Annotated in this window: 11 protein-coding genes; 9 read left to right on the top strand and 2 right to left on the bottom strand. The window is 32.0% G+C overall.

Going from position 1 to position 24,834, the window contains the following annotated elements:
- Window positions 1–7 precede the first annotated feature (7 nt).
- The 8 genes from NH26_RS22030 (at window position 8) to NH26_RS21995 (ending at window position 19,777) form a co-directional block, all read left to right on the top strand.
- Complete coding sequence (locus NH26_RS22030) at window positions 8–1,843, top strand: RagB/SusD family nutrient uptake outer membrane protein (RefSeq protein ID WP_084812325.1); 1,836 nt, start codon at window positions 8–10, stop codon at window positions 1,841–1,843.
- 2 nt (window positions 1,844–1,845) lie between these two features.
- On the top strand, window positions 1,846–4,038 hold the full coding sequence (locus tag NH26_RS22025) for a hypothetical protein (RefSeq protein ID WP_044220800.1): 2,193 nt from the start codon (window positions 1,846–1,848) through the stop codon (window positions 4,036–4,038).
- Window positions 4,039–4,290: 252 nt separating this feature from the next.
- Window positions 4,291–6,999: a hypothetical protein gene (locus tag NH26_RS22020; protein WP_044220802.1), complete on the top strand. Its 2,709-nt coding sequence runs from the start codon at window positions 4,291–4,293 to the stop codon at window positions 6,997–6,999.
- A gap of 353 nt (window positions 7,000–7,352) precedes the next feature.
- Window positions 7,353–11,459 (top strand): hybrid sensor histidine kinase/response regulator transcription factor, encoded by a 4,107-nt coding sequence (locus NH26_RS22015; RefSeq protein ID WP_158022006.1) that lies wholly within the window; start codon window positions 7,353–7,355, stop codon window positions 11,457–11,459.
- A 156-nt stretch (window positions 11,460–11,615) separates the two neighbouring features.
- Window positions 11,616–14,570, top strand: a complete 2,955-nt coding sequence (locus NH26_RS22010) for a PQQ-binding-like beta-propeller repeat protein (RefSeq protein ID WP_139263234.1) — start codon at window positions 11,616–11,618, stop codon at window positions 14,568–14,570.
- 1 nt (window position 14,571) lies between these two features.
- Window positions 14,572–15,246 (top strand): T9SS type A sorting domain-containing protein, encoded by a 675-nt coding sequence (locus NH26_RS22005; RefSeq protein ID WP_044220807.1) that lies wholly within the window; start codon window positions 14,572–14,574, stop codon window positions 15,244–15,246.
- A 307-nt stretch (window positions 15,247–15,553) separates the two neighbouring features.
- Window positions 15,554–17,908, top strand: coding sequence for a glycoside hydrolase family 2 protein (locus tag NH26_RS22000; protein ID WP_044220809.1), 2,355 nt, complete (start codon window positions 15,554–15,556; stop codon window positions 17,906–17,908).
- Window positions 17,909–17,959: 51 nt separating this feature from the next.
- Window positions 17,960–19,777 (top strand): right-handed parallel beta-helix repeat-containing protein, encoded by a 1,818-nt coding sequence (locus NH26_RS21995; protein ID WP_052431904.1) that lies wholly within the window; start codon window positions 17,960–17,962, stop codon window positions 19,775–19,777.
- A 69-nt stretch (window positions 19,778–19,846) separates the two neighbouring features.
- On the opposite strand, the gene NH26_RS21990 is transcribed toward NH26_RS21995, so the two are convergent.
- Window positions 19,847–20,269: a hypothetical protein gene (locus NH26_RS21990; RefSeq protein WP_044220813.1), complete on the bottom strand. Its 423-nt coding sequence runs from the start codon at window positions 20,267–20,269 to the stop codon at window positions 19,847–19,849.
- A gap of 435 nt (window positions 20,270–20,704) precedes the next feature.
- On the opposite strand from NH26_RS21990, the gene NH26_RS21985 reads away from it, so the two are divergent.
- Window positions 20,705–21,898, top strand: a complete 1,194-nt coding sequence (locus NH26_RS21985; RefSeq protein ID WP_158022005.1) for a glycosyl hydrolase family 28-related protein — start codon at window positions 20,705–20,707, stop codon at window positions 21,896–21,898.
- Between the two features lie 116 nt (window positions 21,899–22,014).
- Here NH26_RS21985 and NH26_RS21980 read toward each other — a convergent pair whose 3' ends face one another.
- Entirely contained in the window at window positions 22,015–24,555 is a 2,541-nt protein-coding gene (locus NH26_RS21980) for a TonB-dependent receptor (protein ID WP_044220816.1), read from the bottom strand.
- Between the last annotated feature and the right edge of the window lie 279 nt (window positions 24,556–24,834).

Raw genomic sequence — 24,834 nt, 5'->3', positions numbered from 1 at the left:
CACTGAAATGAATATTATAACAATAAATAATTTAAAAAAGGTAGTTGTCGGGATGGTTCTTTCCTTCCTAATCATTGGTTGTGATAGTACACTACATGAAACAAACCCCAATGCAAAACCTGTAGAGGATTATTTCCAGAATCTGTCAGAATCTGAGAAAGTATTAACTGCTGCCTATTCTTCACTTTTAAATCATTACAATCTAAATGTTTTAGAAGAAGCTTGGAGGTCAGATGAAGGTTACCCATCATTTTCACAAGGTAGACCTCAAGTATATAAACAAGCAGAACCTTGGTACTTTAAAACTTTTACAAATTCACAACCTGAATTAAATAAAAAGTGGAGTGCTTTATACATTGGTATTTTCAGATGTAATCAATTAATTGAAGGCCTAACAGGTCCGTTAGCTTCTGAAGAGGAAAACCCACAATGGGTGTCACAAATGGCGCAAGTACGTTTACTTAGAGGGATATTCCATTTTTATTTGTATCAGTCTTTTAATAACGGTAGAGTTATAATTAGAGATAAGGTACCTGTAACATTAGAAGACTTTAATATTCCTGTTTCTTCTAAAGGTGAAGTTCGAGATTTTATCTTAAAAGATTTTACCTATGCATATGAGAATTTGACTGCAAATAATGATTCTGATTCTCAAAGAGAAATGAATGCAGGTAGAATGAATAAAGGTATTGCAACAATGTTCTTAGGTAATTTCTATTTATTAGAATCTCCAGCAAGAGTTGACGGTGATGAATTTGAGCCAGATTATGATATGGCTAGAAAATATTATGAAGAATTAATTTTTTCTGGTGAGTATCCATATGAGCTTGAATCGGATGTAACTAAATTCTTTACTAGAGATGGTCAATTTAACAAAGAATCAATATTTGAAATTGTTTATGATGATCATTTAAGACCTGAATTAGATAGATGGGATGAGCAATCTCCAAGTAATCGTTATGCACGTTATACAGCTCCATCATCTCAAGGTGGCCAAAGATCTTTAACTCCTACAGCTTGGTTAACCTACAAGTATAAAACAGAAGTAAAAGACACGAAAGACTTAAGAAATTTCACTGTTGTAATCGATAATGATGGTAATGAGGTATTAGAAGAAAAAACAGTTTCTTTGAGATCTTCTGCCATGATTACAATTGTAAACGATATTTACTCAAATTATTATAAGAACGAGTTAATACCAGAAGCACTGTCATTTTCTAAATACGAATTTGCTTATTATAAAAAATACACAAATCATGATATTGTAACAACAGAAAATAATTTACCAAAAGGGTCATTTTATTCTGGTAAAAATGTTTGTGTGAATAGATTGTCAGAAGCGTATATAAATTTAGCAGAGTGTTATTTAGCAATGGGTAATAACGCTAAAGCGATTGAATTATTTAATGAAATCAGACAAAGATGGGGCTTAAGATTATTAGGTACATCTAATGGAGATTCATCACATGATTATGATGAAAAAAAATACACAAATGAAGAACTTTGGAATCAATTGATGTATGTAGAAAAACCATTAGAGCTTTCTATCGAAGGACATGCAATTAGATGGATTGATTTAAGAAGATGGGGAATTGCAGCATCTAATTTTAATAGAATAGCTAATGATCCTTATGTAGCAGATGTATTCCAATTCACAAATTCACAAGGGAAAATACAAAGAAGATGGAAATCAAATTTATTTAAGTACGATCCAAATAACGAAATAAATAGTTTGATAATCATTGATTGTGAAGATGCAGCATTAAACTATAATTCGGCACTGTACGATTATCTTCCATTACCACTTGAGGAGATTATTTCTAACCCTAATCTTGGAAAATAGACATGAAACTAATAAATAAAATATCATTAATGTTTATTACTGCCTTAGTTTTAATAGGGTGTAGTAATGACATAGAAGAAAAACCAGCTTGGTCAGATGTATCTTGGTATACAGAATCTGGAGGTTTTGCCCATTATAATTTGATGAGAAGAACTGGAGAAGCCATGTCTTTTATGGATTTGTCTCAAGGTGTGTATTCTCACGAATGGGTGTTGGATAGCGGTAATTATTTTATAGAAAGTGAATATCCAAGAGGAGAAGACCTTACAAAATATATCATTCCGGAATTAGATAGATCTACTACTAATACTACAATTAATGTTTTATTTACTGAAAGTGGTCCTCAAGGTGTACGTTTAAATAATGCCTTTTATCATCCAGTAAAATATATAGGATTGGGAAGTGATAATTCTGCTGATACTATCGAATCTTATTTAAGAGAAGATGGAATGTGGGTAATTGATACTACTTTTTATGTTGATGTTTTCGCAGAACTTCAACCTGTAGTTCAAATTGAAAATGCAGGTGATGTAATTGCTAAAATCACACAAGACCTTCTTTATATTGGGGATGATACCGTAGGTATTCCTTACGATGCCACTGATAATTCAACTTGGAAAGAGGTAAATGTTCCTCTTGGTGAAGAAGTTATTTATAAGGATTTGACAACAATTGGACGTCCAGAAACTAGAACTTGGACATTCCCTGATAACGCCCAAATCATAGATTTCTATTATGATGAAGCATACACAGAAGCAGAAACTTCTTCAGAGGTTACATTAAAGTTTGTATCTACTAAAAGAGTTTCAGCAGGGGCGATTTTATCAGAAAGATTAAAGCCAGATGTAATTGCAGAAAGTAGTAATTTAAGATTGCCATTGTATTTAGTGCCTCAGGCAGCAGATGTAGAAGCAAGTTATGTAGTATATCATAATGATGTTGCAGTATTAACTATTAATGAAAAGGACATTCCTAGTGATGATCAAACTACATGGCAAGAAATTGAAGTAGAAAAAGGTGATCAACTTAAATTGGTGGATATGACTACTAAAGGAGTAGTTGATTATTCTACTATTCAAAGAGATTGGGCTTTTGATGATGGAACTTCTTCATCTGATTCAGTTGCTTATGCAGTATATAATACGTTAACTAGTGGAGAGGAGTATTTTACAGTAGGATCTTTCACCATCAACAGAGATAAAGATGGTTCTATTCCTGCAAGTAAAAGTAGTAAGTTGATCCCTTTAAAGGTTAAAGTGCAGTTAGAAAGTAGACCAACTTTTAAAGAGGGTGAAATCATTGCAGAACGCAATGAGTTGACAGAAACATCTGGGACTTATGATAAGGTGATTGCAGTATATGTTTCTGAAAACTTACAAGACATTACAGATCAAACTTTAGCAAAAAATAGCTTTACCGTAATGGTAAGTAATGCTGAGTCTGGATTAGCATCAACTTCATTCCAAATTGAAGAAGTGAAAGTGAATGAAACAGACAGAAAAAGAGTAGAAATTAGATTGACTGAAGAATTTTATAATTCTGATGAAATCACTGTAGCATACAATGGAGAAAGCAATGCTGCAATCCAATCTGAAGCGGGTGTGAGTTTAGAAAACTTTGCAGAAGAAAATATAGTATTATACAGAAAACAAAACGTATTTAATACTGATTTAGCCGGTTTTGAAGTGGGCAATGAAAGAGTAGCTCCTTTTGCCGATGGATGGTTTAATCAGAAAGTGACTACTTGGTTAAGAAATGATACTCAAGCTCACACAGGAACTCATTCACTTAGATTCTTTGCTGCAAATCAGGCAGAGTTAAATAATGCTGGTAGAGATAGAATTCAGTCTACAGACTCTCATCTTCCTTTAGGAACATCGTTTAAAAAAGGAGATCAGGTTAGAGTGAAATATTATTTATATGTTCCAAGTGCTACACTTATGACGGATGGTTTGACACTTCAATTCCAGAATCCAAATATGAACTTAACGCCTATTTCTACTGATATTACAAAAGATCAATGGGTAGAGCAAACAGTTGATATGGTTATAGGATCTGATTTTGGTAGTGCAGCAAAAGGTACAACATTTACTTTTGCATTAGTGAAAGCTTCTGTTGAAGGAGGTGAAACTTCTGATGCGATAGAATTCTTTATAGATGATATTAGTATTGAGTATTATGAGGTGAGACCTTAGTACAAATAAATTCTCTTATTTAAATCACTCTTTATGTAAAAATAAAGAGTGATTTTTTTGTTTTAAGCTTATCTACGACATTTTTAAATGTGATTACCAACTCAATTACAATGTTACAGTAAAAATTTATCCTTGGAGACACTACAGATACATGGAAATACAATTAATAAGTGTTTTTATGTCACTTTTGGCTAAGTAAATTTTATAATTAAACTACCTTAAGAACGTAGTAAACTATCAATTTAAGACTGTATGAAACTTTTTAAATTACCATTACTTATCCTTTTAAGTCTTTTAGTTGCATTAGCAAGCTGTACTAAAGATGATCAAGAGAATGTAGAGAATGAAATCCCTGAATTAACTCCAGTGTATGAGGTATATCATAATGGAGAGAGAATTTTAGAAATGAATTTAGAGGATATTTTAAATCCTTCAGATCAAGACAACTGGGAAAAAATAGAACTAGTTTATGGTGACTCTTTAACATTTAAAGATGTTACTACTGTAGGAGAACCAACCGGAAGAACATGGAACTTTAATGGTTCTGAAACAACAACATCTACTGAAAAAGAGGTAATAGTTGTATATACAGAAGAAGGAACACATACAGCAGGTGATGTTACTTTTGTACGTGAAGGAAGTGATTTTCCTGATGCAAGTATTACAAGTGAAATCCCTTTAAATATTCAAGTATCAGTACCTGAAATGAAGGCTGCTTTTAAAGTAATGAAAGGAGACGAGGTGATTCTTACTATTACTGAAGAAGATGAGATTGAAGAGGACGATAGTAAATGGACCTCTATCCAACTTAACAAAGGAGAGGTTTTGACTTTTATCGACCTTTCAAAAGAAGGAATGCCGACGGAAAGAACTTGGAGCTTAAATGGTGTTGATTTAGACGATGCCACTGTTGAAGAAGCAGCTGCAGTTTATGCTACAGTAGGAGAATTTAAAGCAGGTATGTTAAAGTTAATGCGTAGTGACACTGACTACCCAGATGCTTCATTGGAAATTACAATTCCTTTGCATGTTGAAGTAATTATACCAGAATTGAAAGCAGGTATTCATGTATTTAAAGGTGATGATCTAGATACACCAATTTATGAAATTATTGCTGGTGAAGATGGAAAAGCATCTACTTTCACTATTGAAAATGGGGAAAAGTTGACGTATAAAGTTACATCAAATGATGAAACTGTAACTTACACATGGAGCATTAATAACGGTAGTGATTTAACATCTAACGATAAAACATTCCCAGTTGTTTATGCAACTGATGGTGAATTTGAGAGCCAATCATTAACGCTTAAAAGAGATGGGCAAGATGATGAAACTGTTCTTATTCCTTTAACGATTAAGGTAGTTACCTCACCAGAAATTACTCCAATCGTAAAAGTATACTTAAATGATAAAATGGACGCTCCTGTTTATGAGTATACAGATGAAGCTACAGCAGCATCAATTATGATTGAGAAAGGTGATAAACTAACATTTAAAGAAACGTCTACAGGTGAAGTATCAGAAAGAACTTGGTCTGTTGATAATGGTGAAGAATCTTCTTCAGATGTAGCATCTTTTGAGGTAAACTTTAATACTGTTGGTGAATTCACTTCACATTCTTTAGAATTAAAAAGAATGGATCATGTAGATTATGTGGATGCAGAAGTAACTATTCAACTACCTTTAACTGTAAAAGTAATTGAAACTCCTGATTTAGCATTAGGTATTTCTGTTTACAAAAATGATGATATGGATGCAGCAGTTTATGAAGTATTCGCAGGTAATACTCCTTCTGCTCAAACTATTGAAATTAAGAATGGAGATAAATTAACTTTTGTAGATCGTTCTAATGGAGCAGCCAACGCTAGATTATGGACTTTAAATAACGGAACTGAAGTAACATCTTCTGAAGAATCATATCAAGTTAAGTATTCTACAGATGGTGAATTTACTGGAGCAATGTTAAAACTAACTCGTAGTGGTCATGTAGATTATGAAGATGCAGAAGAAACATTTGATATTCCATTAACTGTGAAAGTATCTACTGATATTGTAGAGATTTCTAAAGAGGGAGGGATTTCAGTAGAAAAAACAGTTACTGAAAAAGTGATTTCATTCTCAGTAGAAGAGGAATTAGCTGATATTGCTGATGCTGATGTAGCTAAGAGTGCCTTCACAGTAATGATAGAAAATCAAGAGTCAGGTTTAGCTGCTACATCTTTTGATGTTGCATCAGTGGTAATTAATTCATCAGATAGAAAGATTGTAGAGTTACGTTTAACGGAAGAAATCTATAATTCTGATGTGATCACAGTGGAATACAAAGGAGCCGAAGACTTTGCTCTTGTAACAGCAGAAGGAGCGAGACTTGCTAATTTTAATGCTGAAGAAGCTACAACTTATAATAGAGGAAATATTTTACAAGATGAATATACTGGGTTTGAAGTTGAGAAAACTCAAAATTTACCGTATGCAGAAGGTTGGTATAATCAACAACAAGTGACCACTTGGAATAGAACGGATGAAAATGTTAATACTGGTAATTATAGTATTAAATTTTATGCAGAAAACAAAGATATTTTACATGACCAAAGAGATAGAGTACAAACAGTAGGTACTATACAGCCAATCTCTGATAAAATAAATAAAGGAGATAAGATTAGAGTTAGTTTCTATATTTATGTTCCTACATCAAATACTATCCAAGAAGGATTAAGTATTATCTTTATTTCGCCTCAATTAAATAGTACCAAGATATCTTTGGAAAATGTTCCAAGAGATCAATGGTATCAAATCAATACAGACATTGAGATGTCGGATGATGTAACTAATGCTGATCCTAATAAACCTAGTTTTGGAATCTTTATTAATAAAAATAATGTAACAGGTGTTTCAGATACAGATCCTATAGAATTCTTTGTGGATGATGTGAAAATTGAACACTATGAAGTAAGACCATAGGTAATAATTTTATCAAAAAATCTATATTAGGAGAGAACGTAAAGTTCTCTCCTTTTTTGTTTATGTATTTCTCGGTTTTACTAAGATTTTACTTAAACTGTTAAAAAAACAATGTTTTTTAACCCCTGAATTCAATTTGTATTTACCTATAACTACATTTCTCATACTTTTGAGTACATAATAAATTCGAACCCCACATACTTTTGTATAACATCGAAACAAATAAATTATACTTAATTAGTTTCTCTATTTATTGAGGGACACAGTAAACTACATTTATTACACTTTTAGTAATAGATATACTTCTAAATATTTCTGTAGAAACAAGCTTAATAAGCATATTAATGAATGAAATGAATAGAATTTTTTCAATTTACTTATACTTACTTTTCTTCCTGATTACAATTCCAATCCAAGCACAAAAAGAGGGGATGGATTATCATTATATCAAGAGTTTTTCTATGGCGGAAGGAATGTCTCATTATGGGGTTACTTCCATATTAGAAGATCATCTAGGGAAAATATGGGTAGGTACATTCGATGGTTTAAATACCTTTGATGGTTATGATTTTAAATATTATCGTAACAATAAGCACGAAAAATTATTGACAAGTACTCGAGTGAGGTCTTTAGCTCAAGATAAATATCATTCTATATGGGTGGGCACAGATAATGGAATAAATATATTTGATTACGAACAGGAGACTATTGAAAAGTTTTTTGTGAATGAAATTGATAAAAATTTCTTTTCAGGACCTATCATAATACAAATCTTAATTTTAAATGATAGAGTTTACTGTCTATCTCAAAATGATGGAGTGTATATTTTTGATGAAAAGACAAGAGAATTATTATCTCATTTACCCTCAACTTCCAATTTAAGAATACATCATCTCTGTGAGGTAGGTAGTGAAGTTTTCGTTGGAAGTAATAAAGGGGTATATAAAATTAACGTAAAGACAAATGAACTAATTAATGTTTTCGGTAAAATAGGCTTAAGAGTTTTAGATTTCACTGCCAATAAGCAGGGAACATTATTTTGTCTTACAAATAACGGTATTACTATAATTGAAACACCCAATGGGAAGGACTATAAATTAAAAGGGAAGTATTTTATTCATCGTAAATTTTTATGTTTAGATATTAGAAATGATTCTGAACTTTGGATTGGAGACAGAGAAAGAGGTGTTTATGTAATAAATATTGATGAACTATTAAGTCATGAAACAAAATACAGTGATATTTCTATTGCAAATAAAATTGATATAAGTAGAGTAAGTTACCTATTACCAAATTCTAAAAGTGGTTCTTGGGTAGGCTCTTTTGATGATGGTCTATTTCATTTAAAAAATTATCAACAAGTATTTAAAAATGCCAGTCTCATTAGTCATGATCAACAAATAAGTTCATCAAATCAAATTTTAAATGTTAATGTATATGATAGCTCACATGTATTATTGAACGTTCATTTTAGAGGGATCATTAATTATGACATTAAAAATGAGAAGATGTGTGAACTCCCTCAATTTATTCAGAATTATAAAAACATTATTCAGTATTCGATCTTTGTTGATAAAAAAGGCGGGTCTTATGTAAAGTACAATTCTAAAGAGAACTATTATAAGTACCAATCAAAAGAAGGGAACACTTTTAAACCAGTTTTATTTAAAGATCTTCCTGAGCTTGGGAAGATGAAAATTAGAGCCTTGGCTTTAGATAAATTTGGGTATCATTGGATAGCTGCTAATGAAGGTCTTTACCGAATAAGAATAGGAAATAATGGTAAGGTGAGACAAGCGGAATTCTTAAAATCCCTAGACAATAAACATTCTTTTAAAGAACTTAGGTCAATTTATATAGACCCCAAATATAATTTTATTTGGGTGGGGTCTAAACAAGATGGATTGATTAGGATTGATAACGCACCAAAGAAAAAATTAAACGAAATGAAAATTGCTCATTTCGTACATAACGTTAATAATAATTATTCCTTACCTAGTAATTTTGTATCAAGTATAGTAAGGTTACCAAATGGAGATCTATGGCTGGGTACTGAAACAGGTGGTATTTGTAAAGTCGAAAATTCTCAATTAGCCAGTACTTTTAAATCATTTTCTGAAGAGGATGGTTTAGATAATAATTCGGTAAAATCAATCCAATATGATGAACAAAATAATTTATGGATTACTACAAATAAGGGAATAAACCAATTTGATTTAGATACTTATCAGTTTAGAAACTATTCTGAAGATGATGGTGTTCTAGCAGCTCCATTTATTTCAACAAGTGGAAAGCTTGATAATGGAACATTAGTATTTGGTGGATTAAATGGTTTGTGTTTTTTCGATCCTAAAGAAATTACTGAAGTGGTCACTTTACCTGATTTTGTATTTGGTGAGTTGAAGATATTCAATCAAGAAATTCACCCCTCAGAAGAGGTTAACGGTAAAACCATACTTCAAAAGACACTCAATCATACAGACCAAATTGAATTGGATTATGAACAGAATGTATTTTCAATCGAATTGACTTCACTTCATTTTAAGAATCCAAAGAATAACCTTATTAAATATAGACTTTTACCACAAGATACAGAGTGGGTAGTAAGAGCTTCTGATTCTAAAGAAGCATCATTCAATGGTTTGCCTCCAGGAAAATACACTTTCCAAGCAGCAGCTTCCAATTCTAAAAAAGAATGGACGCCAGTAAAAGAATTGACTATTATTATTCACCCTCCATTATGGAAAACGGTTGGAGCATATATATTCTATTTATTTGTGATTATAGTAGTAATCATAATTATCAACCGTTTTATAATTCGTTTAAATACCTTAAAGCACGATTTGCAATTAGAACATTTAGAACGTGATAGAGTGGTTGAATTAAATAAAACAAGGACTCAGATGTTCATGAATATATCACATGAATTTAGAACGCCCTTAACTTTGATTTCCGGACCATTACAATTATTAATTCGAATGTTCAAAGAGAATATTGATGCTTTTGAACATCTAAATCTTATTGATCGTCAATCGAAAAAAATGTTCCAACTGGTAAATCAAGTACAAGATTTTCAAAAAGCTGAACAAAGTTTGTTACAGCTTGATATGCAAAGTTTTGAATTTGTTGAATTGATCTCAGAAATAAAAACAGATTTTGATCAATTGGCTAGTCAGACCAATAAGAAACTAAAATTTGAAGGGGAAGCCAATCAGTTATTTATAATAGCTGATAGAAATAAACTTGAGATTATCATCAACAACCTATTGAATAATGCCTTTAAATTCACAAAAGAACGTGATGAAATCACTTTTTCATATGGTATTAGAGATGAAAAAATATTTTTCCAAGTAAAAGATTCTGGGAAAGGTATTTCTGAAGATGATATTCCAAACATATTTGATCGTTATTTCCAATCAAAAAATTACAATACCACCACTATTGGTTCAGGGATTGGTTTAGCTTTTTCGAAAAAGCTTGTTGAGTTGCATTATGGTAAAATAACTGTAGAAAGTGTTGTTAACCAAAATACAATTTTTGAAGTGATCTTACCAGTGAAGTTCAGTTTAAAAGACGAGTTTAATGAAAACCGTTATCAAGAGCTGCTGTCTGATGAAACAGACGATGACAAACAAAAAGTACTTCCTGAAGGAATTGATCTTCCTGCCCACATGAAGGATGAATCTTTAAAAAGTTTGAATGTCTTTTTTGTGGAAGATAATGATGACCTTAGAAAGTTTATCACGACTTCATTGTCAGAATATTTCAATGTTAAACAATTTGAGAACGGAAAGAAATGTCTTGATCAAATAGAAGAAGAGTGGCCTGATCTCATTATAAGTGATATTTTAATGCCTGAGGTAAATGGGTTAGAATTGGCAAATAAATTAAAAAATGATGTAAGAACGAGTCATATACCTATTATTCTATTGACCTCTCGTTCGTCTATTGATGATAGAGTGCTTGGATTAGAAACCGGAGCGGACGCCTATATTACTAAACCTTTTGATTTGAAACACTTAGTAGCTACTGCTCAAATGCTATTAAAGAATAGACAAAAATTAAGAGAGCGTTTTAGTATCGATTTCCCTATGGAAGTAGAGAAGAAATCTATAGATAAAACAGATAGAGTTTTTATGGAAAAACTCTATGAATTGATGGAGGATAACTTAGATAATGAAGATTTGGATATCAGTGATTTCATTGATGTATTGCATCTAAATAGAACACACTTCTATCAAAAAGTAAAAGCAATTACAAATCATACTCCTTATGAATTATTGAAGAAATATCGCCTTAAAAAGGCTGCAGAATTATTAGTGAAAGAGAAGTTATCTGTGTCTGAGGTCTTCTTTAAAACAGGTTTCAAGAGTAGAACTCACTTTAGTAAAATGTTTAAAGAATACTACGGTATTCCTCCTGGGAAATACGGAAAACAAGCTAAATTGGAAGATAAATAAATATGAAAGCATCCTAATATATAGGATGCTTTTTTTTGTGTCTATTCAAATTTATACCCAAACATAGAACGACAGAATTAGAACCTACCAATACACCATTTCCCTGTGTAAATAGCAATTTGCTTATGAAATGTATGGAATTTATTTTTTATGAATATGAAGACAAACTTTACAATATTATCTTTTCAACCAGTGAAGCAATTTGAATTTATCCTTATTTGGATATGTTGTTCTTTACTTTACAATTCAACAAATGCGCAATCGACATTCGAATATCAATTTGATCAAAATGAGTCTCAATGGACGTCCGATCAAAGTGAAGCTTGGTCTATAAAAAGCGACCCAAGAAATTCTAAAGATGCTTTACAGATCAATACAGTTTTTCAGCAAGAGTTTCAACATTTATACAGTATTGAAACGGGTAAAACAATACTTCTTGTTCGTGTAGCAAAAGTAGTTGATCAATCTTATATAGTAGCAAGTGACTACAATGGCATGTTGATGGGCATTGATTATAATGGCCAAATTAAATGGAAGAATGAGCTTTCAGGTTTTGTTAATCATGATGTTTGGTGTGAAGATATAACCGGAGATGGTCATGAAGAAATCTTGGTAGCTAATGCAGATGGAACTTTATATTGTGTAGATTCTTCAGGAGAATTATTGTGGACATACAAGCACTCAGAGGTTCCATTATTTTCAGTAACTGTAGTACATAACAACCGTGAACCTTATGTTGTGGTAGGAGGGTTTGAACTAAGTACTTTATATCTGGATAAAAATGGGGAACTAGTAAAAGAGATAAAGAATACCTCTTATTCTGTAGAAAAAGCATGGGGTAGTGGTGACATACCACAAGGTAGAAAACACGTGAATAACTTCATTCGTAAGTTTTATGATGCGAATGGAAACGAGAAGCTTGCAATACAAGGTGCCCATAATGGTAATTCAGCTGATGGTACTTTGTATTTATTTAATCCTTTTGAGGAACAGCCATATCAAATTATTGACCCTAAATTAAGAAAGCCTGTAGGTGGTCTTAATATAGTAAATGTAGAGGGTAGTATTAAGGTGATGATGGGTACTTCTACTGCTATAAATGATTCTCAATTAATGGTTTACGATATTGACAATGAAACGTATAGTGAAATATTTTTCCCGGATTTCGGTAGAGAAATAGACCGTTTTGGTTATCGTATAGTGACTCCAGATCTAATCACTTACAATAATAAATCAACTTATCTTTCTATGTTTGGTTCTAGATTGTTTTTATTCTCTAAAGACTATTGGAGTAATGGTGAATATAAAATCTTAGCCAATAAATATGCATATAATGATATGTGGCAAGATAAACAAAAGAATACTTTACTTCTTGCTAGTACCCAAAGTGGTGGCACATGTATACATGTAATAGATTTATCAGATGATAAATGGGTGGAAGATTTCGAGCAATTTACCCCTCCAGGTAATATGGAAAAGATATTAAGTGCATCTCAAAAGATAAAGACACAAGTAGAGGCTTTTCAGAAACCAGAATATGAAAGAACACCATTAGAAGTTTTCTTTTTATCAGAGTCTAAGGATGAAATCACACAACCTTATTTTGAAAAAATGAATGCTAATAATTATGGGACACAATTTTTTGCCAACGTTCATATGCCAAGAATAGAAAATTGGGATAGAAGTGAAATGGAAAATGATTTTTATAAGAATAAACGTGATGGTCGTAAAAACTATAGTCTTACTCAGCAAGAAGTTTTGGATATTTTGGTTCCTAATTATCAAGAAGGTATAGGGCTTAATTCTTGGGGTGGTCATGGAAATGATCCTTATTATTATAGTGTAGAAACTAAGAAAAAAATCATTGATGCAGCAAATGGTAAGAAAATCAATTTTATCTATCCTGAATTAGAAAGTACAAGTGATGAGTTTAGTTTTGTTTTAAATGATTTACTTTTCCCATTAGCTGATTATGGAAAGGATAAGAATTTAACAATTTCACTTCGTAATAAACATATATTTTGGTCGGGTGTAATCCATAAAGATATTTGGAAAAAAGTATTAAATGGAGAGTATAAATCAGTATTTGTACCTTCTATGGAAGAAACTACCGATAAAACAATGGAACTATCTGTGGCTTCAAGATTAGGACTTTGGGCTTCTGGAGTATTTGATAATTGGGGAACTAGAAGTGCACGAGATAACCCAAGTTATTTAAGACTAAGACAACGTTCACATCAAATGTTACCCAATCATTTCTTAAGACAAATGGTGTATAATATTTCTAGTGGAGCAAGGTATATTAATAATTTTGCAGTAGATCAGGAGTACATTAGTATCTTATGGGATATGGTCGAAAAAGGAGTGATTTATGTTCCCAAAAGAGAGGAAATTGTAAGTTTTTCTCCAGTTCATGTAAGTATTGTTAATCCTACAGATTATTATATCCAATCTGGAAATAAAGTAAAATGGCTAACATGGTTTGATGAAGGTAGAGGAGATGAAAGTAACATGCTTTTTGATAGACTAAATGGTTCATGGCCAGGTGCACCAACCAATGAGTGGGATTTTTCTAATTTTGCTGCAGGAGTAAAAGACAGAAGATTAAACTTCTTGCCCAATTACAAAAATGGTACAGTATTAATAACACCTCCTCAGAATGATCATTTTGTTCCTGAGAAATTACCAAGAGGGTCATTAGTAGATCATTTACATCCCATGTATAAAAATATAATGACAGAATTTATTTCAAATGGGGAAGTAATTATTTCTGCCGATGGTGCTACTACCTATAGTGCTCCCGATTATTATACCAACATAAAAGATCTTATTGAAGAAAAATCTAGATTAATCCCTTTAACTGTTGAAGGAGAGGTAGCATGGGTAGCAGCTCAATCTGCTCCTAAGCATATTCGAGTAACTCTTATTGATGGTGGTTATCTTAACCCTAGTGATAAAACAGCTATTTTGAAATTTGGGTCTGTAACTCCCAAAAAAGTAACTGATATTTTATCAGGAAAAACGATTCCTTTAACCGAGGAAGGTATCCTTGTTGATATTCCATCAGGCACATTTAAATTTTTAGACATTGAATTACAAAACGAACTATAAAATGAAACTAATAAAGAATTTGAAAGCTATTTTAGTGGTCCTTTTCTCTCTATTTGGTTTCTACAGTAAGGCAGAAATTCAAATTTATTCAGATACACTAAAAATAAAGACAAAATCCACTATAGTCAGAAGTGATAATGAACTGATTCCTTTTTTAGAAAATGGAGACTATCAAGTAACTATTGAAGTATTTATACCATCAGATAATGAGGTAGAGAAAATCTTTTTACAAATCAGTAATCCATATAAATCAATTCCATTTGTGTTAAATGATATTGATAATGGACAATGGGTGACCTTGTCTTCTGAAGTGACATTTAAAGAAAATATTACCAATGCTCATCTTGATTTTTTTATGCCTTTCAATAATAAAAATAGAGCCCATATTTACATTGGTAATATCAGTTTAAATAGAAAAGATGATGTGAATGAAATACCTAAACCTTTACAGCAAAAGATAGTAGTTTACCCTAATCCAAACAATGGGGAATTCTCAATTGAAGGTAAGGGGGTTCAAGAAATTATTTTGATGAATACAACAGGATCTACGCTTAAAAAAGTTAAGTTAAAAGAGCCAACAATAAATGTTTCTAATCTTCAAAATGGAGTTTATATTTTAAAGTGTTTAATGTCGGATCATAGTATACAAATACAGAAAATTATAATTCAAAAATAAAAAAAAGATGACCTTAAAAAGATTGAGTTTTTAAGGTCATCTTTTTTCTACCCAAAAAATATAAATAATTGAAATGTGATTTACAATTATGATCAATTTACTTATTGATACATTGGAATCTTTAAAAACACCTCTATTTCACTTAAAACGTAGGTTTATACTTGTCTCTTTAGATATACTTTATGGATACATACATCTATATGACTTAAGCAGACATAAAAAAAACAGCAATGGTCTACTTTTGTACTATCGAAATGGATCAAAAAAGTACCAAGTGTGCTTCAAAAAATTTAAATGAATTATTAAAATGAATAATAAACTTAAAACTCTATTTTTTATCCTATTCATTTGTCTGATAACTCCACTACATCTTGTAGCAGCAGACAAGGAGAATTTCAACCAAGGGTGGAAGTTTATAAAAGAAATATCACCGGTTGTTATTAATCAAAATGAGGTGATAAAACCTAATTATAATGATAAGGATTGGACTAAGGTTTCTCTACCTCATACTACCAATATTGAGGCACTGCCAGTAAACGATCAATGGCAAGGAATAGCTTGGTACCGAAAGGAATTTACTCTAGATAAATCAGAAGCTAACAAACAATTATTGATTGAATTAGAAGCAGCCATGAACTACTCTCAAGTGTGGGTCAATGGTCAATTACTAAAAGAACATCAAGGAGGTTATCTACCAGTTATTTTAGACTTTACTGCAGTAGCGAAGTTAGGAGAGAAAAATACAATTGTTGTTAGATTAGATAATACAGATAATTTAGTGACCGGCCCTAAACCGTTAAAGAGATTAGACTTTAATATGTATGGTGGTCTGTATAGAAATGCTTGGTTGATTAAGAAAAACCAAATTCATATTACCAATGCTATTCTAGAAGATAAAGTAGCTAGTGGAGGCATCTTTGTAACATACCCAGAAGCAACAGCGAAGAAAGCAAGAGTAGAAGTGAAGACGCATATACGTAATCAAAAGAATTCTACTGAAGACATATTTGTAGTTCAAGAATTAAAATTAGGAAACAAGACTGTTGCTAAGAATAAAAGTCAAGTTGTTCAATTTAAAAACGGACAAGACAAAAGTATTCAGCAATTTGTAGAGGTCAAAAAGCCTAAATTGTGGTCAACTCATTCTCCTAATTTATATCAGTTAATTACGAAAGTTTATCAGGGTAAAACTGTAGTTGATCAAGAAGTGACTACAATTGGTATCCGTAGAATGGAATTTAAAGGGACTAAATTCTATTTAAATGGAGAGCAAATGTATTTAAGAGGAGTAAACAGACATCAGGAATACCCTTATGTAGGTTATGCGTTGTCTGATAATGCTCAAGTACGTGATGCTATAAAAATCAAAAAAGCAGGCTTTGATTATGTTCGCTTGTCACATTACCCACATTCTCCAGCATTTATGGAGGCTTGTGATTCTTTAGGCTTAGTTGTATTAGATGCAATTTTAGGATGGCAGTTTTACGATGATACAGAAGCATTTAGAAATCAAATGTTTAACGCATCAAGAGACCTAGTAAGAAGAGATAGAAATCATGCTTGTGTAATGGCTTGGGAAGTTTCTTTAAACGAAACACAAATGCCATTAGAGTTTAGAGAGAAATTATCTGCAGTGGCACATGAAGAATATCCAGGTGATCAATGCTTTACAGCAGGTTGGATGGAAGATGGTTGGGATATCTTTTTACAAGCTAGACAACATAAGATCAAACATCATAATACAGGTATAACAGAAAAACCGTATTTGGTTTCTGAATATGGCGATTGGGAATATTACTCTAACAATGCTGGTTTAAACCAAGATAAAATGCCTAGGCAACAACGCTTAGAAACAAGTAGTAGACAATTGAGAGCATTTGGAGAAAAGCGTCTTATAAAACAAGCGTTTAACTTGCAAGAATCTCACAATGATAATAAAACTACTTCTGCTTTTGCTGATAGTTACTGGGTGATGTATGATTATACGAGAGGATACCATCCCGATATCGAATCGTCTGGTTTGATGGATATTTACAGGTTACCAAAATTTGGATATTACTTCTATCAAAGTCAAAGATCACCTACAAAGGCTTATCCTGCAATGGTGAAAATGGCTACCTACTGGCAAGAAGACTCTCCTTTAGATCTTAAAGTTTTTAGTAACTGCGAAGAGGTGAGTATCTATGTAAACGATAAGCTAGTAGAAACAAGAAAGCCAGATCAAGACGAAATTTCTGAACATTTAAATCACCCTCCATTCACTTTTAAATTAAATGAATTTGAAGCGGGTACAATTAAAGCTATCGGTTTGATTGATGGTAAAGAAAAAGTAGTTGAAGAAATTAAGACTCCAAAAACAGCAAAAAGAATTCAAGTTGCTTTGGATGAAAGTGGTGTAGCTGTAGCTTCAGGTCAGAATGATATTGTTTTTGTTTACTTAAAAATAGTAGATGAAATGGGCACAGTTATCGAAAAGTACTATAAGAAAGTTCAAGTAGAATTGGAAGGTGATATTCAAATTATGAATAATCAAGATATTGTTGCAGAAGCTGGTATAGCCACTGTTGTTGTTCGAGTAAATTCTTTAGATAAAGGCTTTAAAGTGAAAGCAATTTCTGAGGATAAACTTAAAGGAGAATTCAACTTAATAGAAACAAAATAAATAACTTACCCCTTTCTTATTAAAAAAGTAAGGGGTATCAATACTAGAATGATGAAAATAAAATTCAAATCTATCATTATGTTATTAGGGATTACCTTAATGACATTGACTACTCAAGCAGAAGAAGTAATTCGTTTCTCCCCCAAAAAAGGTGATAGAACACTTGAGATAAGAACTGCTATAGAAAATGCAAAAGACAAAGAAATTAAATTAGTTTTTGATAAAGGGTCTTATTTATTTAAACCTAATTCTGCTTATGAAGCTTATAATGCAATTACCAATCATGGTAACGGTCTGAAAAGAATTGCATTCCATATGGATGGTTTCAAAAAAGTAACTATCGAAGGAAATAACTCTGAATTTATTTTTCATGGTCAAATCATTCCATTTCAATTTGATAACTGTGAAAATGTAAGTGTAGATGGAGTTGTTATTGATTGGGATATTCCTTTTTCATTTCAAGGTGAAGTAGTTGCTAATAATAAAGAAGAAGGTTGGAGAGAATTACGTCCTTTTACAGAAGGTTTTTCATGGAAAGTGAAAAAAGGTAAGTTGTGTTTTCCTGTTATTGATGGTTTCGAATACCAATATATGGGATCTACATTACCGTTCAATGCGGAAACAAAGGCAGTAGCACACGCTGCATGTGATCAAACTTCAAAGCCTACAAAAGTTGAAGTGTTGCCTAATGGTAATCTTCGTTTTTATGAGAAAGCAAAATATTATGCACCTGTAGGTTCTATCTTACACTCAAAAGGACAAAAAGGAGACAACCGTTACGGTCCAGCATTCCACATTATTCGTTCTAAAGATATTGTCATTACAAATACAGTAGTTCATCATGCTTTAGGTATGGGATATTTAGCTGAAAAATCAGAAAATATCACCATAAAAAATAGTGGTGTTTACTTAAGAGAAGGAACAGATAGAGTTGTTTCAGCAACTGCAGATGCTACTCACTTTTGTAATGTAAAAGGTGATGTATTGGTAGAAGATTGTCGTTTTGAAAATATGTTAGATGATGGTACTAACGTTCATGGTACATATGTAGAAGTAGATCAAGTGATTGACGCTCATACTGTAAGAGTTAAACTTGTACATTTTCAACAAACAGGTTTTGAGTTTACAGGTAAAGGAGATGAGATTTGGTTTATCAAAGCACCATCACCAGCTCGAAAAGAGATCAATACAGTTAAAGAAGTGAAATACCTTAACTCAACTTATTCAGAAATTACTTTTGAAGAAGAGTTACCTAAAGATTTATCACCTAAAGATCTTTTAGAAAATAAAACATACAATCCTGTTTTTACAATGAGAGGTTGTGTGATCAAGAATCATAGAGCAAGAAACATCGTTTTAAAATCACCATTAAAAACAGTGATTGAAAATAACAAATTATCATCTATGATGTCTTCTATTTTATTTAGAGGAGAATCGTTTTATTGGTACGAATCAGGAGCGGTAGAAGATGTAGTTATTCAAAATAACGAATTTACTAATTGTGCTACATCAGGAAAAGAACATGCTGTAATGTGGATTACTCCTAGATTAGGAAAAGATTATTCAGTAGAAGAAGGGTATGACCATGGTATCAAATTCATTAATAATACCATCAATACTTTTGACTCAAGAATTGTTAGAGCAGATAGAGCAGTAAAACTCTTGATCAAAGGTAATGTGATTACACAGACAAAAGATATGAAACCAATTTTCCCAGATAGACCAATGTTTGATCTATTAAATTGCGAAGATGTTGAAATTTCTAATAACACCTATAAAGGTGATGAAAAAACAGGAATTGTTGCAGATGAAAAATCAGCAAAAACATTAAAAGTGAAAGGGAATAAAGGTTTTAAAAGCTCAATTTAAATTTAGCTAAAACTAACTCATTGGCCATTAGTAAAAGGAAGTAATTCTTTTTTATTAATGGCCTTTTTTTTAATTAGAATGAAATAGAATTGGAATTACATGTAAAGAATGAACATCTTTTCCATTACACTGTGCAGAACTCCAATTTCCTTCAGTGACTATTTCAAATATTTCATCTAAATTTTTAATAGATTGATTATAATTAATCATTCTTTGCCCTGTAATTTCTCCAGTTTTTGTTACTACAAAGGCAAAATAAAATTTTGGAATCTCGATTCCCAATTGTTTATAATCCATAGAAAATCGCGTTGTTTTTCCTATTTCTTTTAACTTCTCTGATAGATGTATATCTACACAAGCAGGGGTGTCAACATCAGTATATACACGTAAATTGGTGATAGAATCAATTTCGTAAATGCATAGATCATTTGGGTTTTGTGCATTTATTTCAAGAGTAAAAAATAGTAAGATTAAGGGTAGAATAGTTTTCATAAGTATTGTTTGAGTAACAGCATATTGAAGGTACGATAATTATCATAAATTTTAAAAATTTGAATAACTAATAATACTGATTCAGTAAATGTGATATCATTTTTTACTATAAAATATCTCGGTTTAATAAGTGAATGTCTTCGGTTTTTAAATAAAGTAATATTTATGATAATATTAGGTTTAGATACCCATCAGAATAGTTTTTTAATAAATATAACTACAAAATTGTTACCCACAGACCCATAATTTCATCATTATAAACGGAATTTTATATTATGATTCAATGAAAAATACAATAGACGAATTAGTCAACCAAAGAAACCTGTTTGACATACCTATTCTGTAAAGAATCAATGTTTTACCACGAATTTTTAATCTATGAATGAAATGAAAAATTATTTATTAGTGTTTTTATGTTTTTTGGGGTTCAACTCAATGGCACAAAAAGAGAAAGATTTTTATAAAGATAAAATCAATGAAGTGACTAAAACAGTTGATCTTGTAGTTGATTATAATGTAAACAATCAAGACAACGAAGACGATAGTAAAAAACTACAAAAAGCTATTAATGATTTATCGTCCTTAAAAAATGGTGGTGTAATCAATATTCCAGCGGGTCAATATTACATCAATGATATTGTATTAAAGTCAAATGTACACCTTGTTATTGATAAGGGAGTAACTCTATATGCAACTAATCCTGAGGTAAATAAAAACTTCATAATGATCTCTTTTGGAAATAATAGACACAGAGCAAAAAATGTAAGTATTAGATCAAAGGAGGGGATGTATACAGCAGATTTAAGTGTATCTCAGAATAAAAATGTGAGAGTGATTAATGTGGCAAATGCAGAAAACTTTTTGATTGAAGGGTTGAGAGTAGCAGATGATAATACCATTTTTAGTGCTATTACACTTAACTATAGTAGTTTTAAAGGTAATTATTCAATGCCAGAAAATGGTGTAATAAAGAATTGTCGTATTGAGAAGTCGCACTATGGATATGGTTTAATACAAGCTCAAGCCTCAAAAAATATTTATTATGAAAATATTTGGGGAGATGGTGGAGTCACTCTTCGTTTGGAAACTTCTTTGACTAAAATGAATGATTTACAAATAGGGGGTAATCATGATACTTTCGCCAAAAATGTGTACTGTGAAAATGGTAATGCAGCAGTGATGTTATCACCACATAATATCCAAAATGGACATGTGGAAATTGATGGTATTGAAACTGTAAATTGTGGTTTTACAGTGAGAATATCAAAAGGATATATAGCAGGGAAACAAACGGGTGAAAACTTGATGCCAGGAACATATGCCAATACTTCAAAACTTAGTAATATTAAAAGTACTTATGGAACAACAGCCCAAGTTAAGTCAAAACATTTTAAATACATGACTTGTAAAGATCGTAAGTTAATTAATGGTCATAGTCCAGATGGTATTAGCTACGTCGCTCCATCTGTTGCACCAATTATCAATACAGCAAAAGGAATTGGAGGAAAAGAAAAAGGATATTGGGAAATTAAAATTAAGAATATAAGTACTTCTGGATATGTAAATCAAAAGAAAGAAATTTTACATGAAGAAGACGCTGGGCTATGTCAATCAAAGAATAATAAATAAATATAGATCATCAACTCTTCAATAAAAAAACTGATTTTTTACCCATTATCAGTTATAAAAAAGGCTATCTTATTAATAAATAAGATAGCCTTTTTTATTTCAATATAGTTGTTGTATTAGAAGCTCATCTTCAATCCAACAGAATAGGTTCTTCCAAGACCCATGTAATATCCACTCATGCCCATATTACCTGCGTCATCAAGACCACCCTGTAGACCTTGAACAGCATAATCAGTATCAAATACGTTATTGACTCTGAAATTAAATATACCGTCGAAGCCACCCATCTTAAATCCATAGTTAAAACCAAGATCAACTAAAGTATAAGAAGGCATTTCGTAAGCTCCTTTACCTTTGTATTCTTCTGAATCTCTTCTTAGAGGATCATAATCGGCAAATAAGTTACCAAAGTAGTTCCAATCAGCTGTTAATTTTAACTTAGGGAACACTTCATATTCAACTCCTATTGCAGCTGTTGTTTGTGCAGAGTTTCCAACTTCAGCACCAGCAATATAAACGTTTACAGTATCGATAGCGTTTTGTTGGTCGTCAAAGATTTGAACATCTTCTAAGTCATTTAACCATTTCCAATCACCTAAAGAGGCCATTGCAGTCACTGTTAATTTAGGATTAATACGGTAAGTCATATCAAACTCAATACCTTTATGTAAGGCATTAACACCTAACAAGTTGGCAGTGTAAGGAACACCATCTTCCCAAACAGTTTTCACGAAAGATTTATCTTGCCAATATGTATAGTAACCGTTCACGTTCATTTTAAAACCTCTGTTACGGTAACCATATCCAACTTCACCAGACATAATTTTCTCGTTCACAGCATTAGGGTTGATATCATTTTGGTAGTTCAAGAAAACAGCATTAAAGAAAGGTTGTCTTGAGATGTATCCACCATTGATAAATACATTATGATGTGCATTAATATTATAGTTAGCACCTGCTTTAGCAGAACCACCTAAGAAACTTTGCCAATCTGTAGTTTCTGTACCAGATTCATAGCTAAAGTAATCAATTCTTTGATACGCTTGATGTGATACGGCACCTGAGAAGAAGGCTGAAAGTTTATCCTTATTATATTCAATTTGTCCAAATAGACCTTGCCATTGTACTCTACCGTCGTTATGGTAACCCACTTTGTCACCCACTTGAGTTTGACGTGCTGGCATAGATTTCATTTGGTTGTCTACATAGTAATCACCACCTAAAAGATCTTCTACTTGTTGGTAGTGTTCACCTAAATAGTAACGTAAATCTAAACCACCTGTAACAGTCCAATTATCATTCATTTGATGCGTTAAAGTAGATAAAGCACCTGTCCATAGGTGGTTATTGTATCCAGCTCTATAAGCACCTTTTGAAGAACCGTCTTCATTTCTGTTGTTAGCAACATAAGCGTCCCAATCGATGATACCACCTGTAGAATTATCTCTATAAGCACTTTCGTAGTGTCTGTCTTCAGAAATAATACCTGTTCCGCCACCTTGACCCACAGATACATAAGCTGATGTCGATAGGTCAGTTTTTTCGTTGATAGTCCAATAGTGGTTCAACGACATTTGAGGTTTGTGGTAGAAGTTTTCGTTGGTATTGAATTCTTGACCATTTCTATAACCCCAGTCTTTATTGTAACGTTTACCATTACGCTCATATTCCTCCTCAGTTAAGTAAGATCTTCTTTGACCGTGAGTTTGAGGAGCACCAAATGTAGTAAACGCTAAAGTATGTTTATCATTAATTTTCTTAGAGATGTTTAAGAAGTATGAGTAAGCCTCGAAAGCAGTACCATCTACATAACCATTACCCGTAGTTTTTGATAAGGCTGTTGACACTGCCCAACCATTATCCATCATACCTGTAGATAAAGTAACACCAGTTTTTAAGTAACCATCGTTACCCATACCCATAAATACACTACCACCTTTTTCAGCGTCTGTAGTCTTTGTTAAGATGTTGATTGTACCACCAACAGAAGGAACAGCTAATTTAGAAGCACCTAATCCTCTTTGTACTTGCATTGTCTTAGTTACATCACCAAGACCTGCCCAGTTAGACCAGTATACCTTACCATTTTCCATGTCGTTTACTGGCACACCATTAATCATAACGGCAACGTTCTCTGAATCAAAACCACGTAATGAAATACGAGAATCACCATATCCACCACCTGCATCAGAAACATAAACACCTGGAGAAGATTTTAATACTTGTGGGAATTCAGAATTACCCAATTTCATGTCAATTTTTTCGGCCGATACTGTAGATACAGCTACTGGCGTTTTTCTATCAACAGCAATAGAAGCCATTACTTCTACTTCTTGTAGACCAATTGCATCAGAAGCCATTTCCACTTGACCAATATCAATAGAATTTCCGTTAAGATTAACGTTCTGTTTGATACTTTGCATTCCTACAAATGAAATCACCAATGTTTTGTCGCCTTCACCTTTGGCTTCAAAAGCAAAATCACCGTTAAAGTCCGTGATCGCACCAACAGTTGTACCCTCAATAGATACATTCGCACCAATAACTGCTTCATTAGAAGCTTCATCGATTACTTTACCTTTAATAAGAGTTTGAGCGAATAACGTACTAGTTAGGCACATTAAGGCTATAACAAGAGACAGTAGTTTGTTAAACATCCTGTAAGATTTTTAAATTGATTAGTTTTTTTAATTGATTATGCTGCAAAACAACACTATCAATGTTAACTTATTGTTTCTATTTAACCTTGTTGTAGTTAATTACGCCCTCTTAACTTTTTAAAGAAATTATAAGACCTAATTCGGTTTTATGTTATAAAAAAATTAACACTAGTAGGTGGAAATAAAGCTGTTTTTAAAGTGTAAAAACATCGCTTATAATTCGTAATATTAATTTAATATGAACAATAATTAAATGTTGTATATTGTTAGCATCTG

Origin of the sequence: Flammeovirga pacifica (assembly GCF_000807855.2) — a bacterium.
Taxonomy (GTDB): Bacteria; Bacteroidota; Bacteroidia; order Cytophagales; family Flammeovirgaceae; genus Flammeovirga; species Flammeovirga pacifica.
This window is presented reverse-complemented; position numbering and strand designations above follow the sequence as displayed.